This is a genomic window from Streptococcus sp. GMD1S (genome assembly GCF_000296875.1).
In the GTDB taxonomy this organism is placed as follows: Bacteria; Bacillota; Bacilli; order Lactobacillales; family Streptococcaceae; genus Streptococcus.
The window spans coordinates 1-1,224 of record NZ_AJQY01000151.1; the positions used below are offsets into that span (position 1 = coordinate 1).

General features: G+C 33.7%; 2 protein-coding genes and 1 pseudogene. All 3 read left to right on the forward strand.

Going from position 1 to position 1,224, the window contains the following annotated elements; all coding sequences use genetic code 11:
- Window positions 1-750, forward strand: a 750-nt coding sequence (locus GMD1S_RS07845; protein ID WP_000294750.1) for a TRCF domain-containing protein, incomplete at its 5' end; no start/stop codon positions are given.
- A 57-nt stretch (window positions 751-807) separates the two neighbouring features.
- On the forward strand, window positions 808-1,074 hold the full coding sequence (locus GMD1S_RS07850) for an RNA-binding S4 domain-containing protein (RefSeq protein WP_001234975.1): 267 nt from the start codon (window positions 808-810) through the stop codon (window positions 1,072-1,074).
- Window positions 1,067-1,224 (forward strand): annotated as a pseudogene (locus GMD1S_RS07855) (septum formation initiator family protein); the annotation flags it as partial. The gene GMD1S_RS07850 and the pseudogene GMD1S_RS07855, both read left to right, overlap by 8 nt.

Here is a 1,224-nt window from a genome sequence, read left to right on the forward strand (position 1 = left end):
AATCGTATTGCTTATGCCTATCTCATGTATCGTCCAGAAAAATCAATCAGTGAAGTCTCTGAAAAGAGATTAGAAGCAATTAAGGGATTTACAGAATTAGGCTCAGGATTTAAGATTGCGATGCGAGATCTTTCGATTCGTGGAGCAGGAAATCTCCTAGGAAAATCGCAGTCTGGTTTCATTGATTCTGTTGGTTTTGAATTGTATTCACAGTTATTAGAGGAAGCTATTGCTAAACGGAACGGTAATGGGAATAAAAGAATCAAAGGAAATGCTGAGTTGATTTTACAAATTGATGCTTATCTTCCTGATACTTATATTTCTGACCAACGACATAAGATTGAAATTTACAAGAAAATTCGTCAAATTGACAATCGTGTCAACTATGAAGAACTACAAGAAGAGTTGATGGACCGCTTTGGAGAATACCCAGACGTAGTAGCATACCTTTTAGAGATTGGTTTGGTTAAGTCATATTTTGACAAGGTATTTGTAGAACGTGTGGAAAGAAAAGAAAATAAGATTACAGTTCAATTTGAAAAAGTCACTCAACGACTATTCTTGGCTCAAGATTATTTTAAAGCCTTATCTGCAACGAACTTAAAAGCAGCTATAGCTGAGAATAAGGGATTAATGGAAGTTGTATTTGATGTCCGAAACAAGAAGGATTATGAAATTTTAGAAGGTTTGCTGATTTTTGGAGAAAGTTTATTAGAGATAAAAGAATCAAAGGAAGCAAATCCCATTTAACATTTTTCTTCTATAAAAAGGATAAAAATGGTACAATAATAATTTGAGGTAATAAAAATGAGATTAGACAAGTATTTAAAAGTATCACGAATTATTAAGCGCCGCACAGTCGCAAAAGAAGTAGCAGATAAAGGTAGAATCAAGGTGAATGGAATCTTGGCCAAAAGTTCAACGGATTTGAAAGTTGATGACCAAGTTGAAATTCGCTTTGGAAATAAGTTGTTGCTTGTTAAAGTACTAGAAATGAAAGATAGTACAAAAAAAGAAGACGCAGCAGGCATGTATGAAATTCTCAGTGAAACACGGGTAGAAGAAAATGTCTAAAAATATTGTACAGATGAATAATTCTTTTATTCAAAATGAACATCAACGTCGTCGTTACCTGATGAAGGAGAGACAAAAACGAAATCGTTTTATGGGTTGGGTCCTTATTTTGATGATCTTGTTGTTTATTTTACCAACTTATAACTTGGC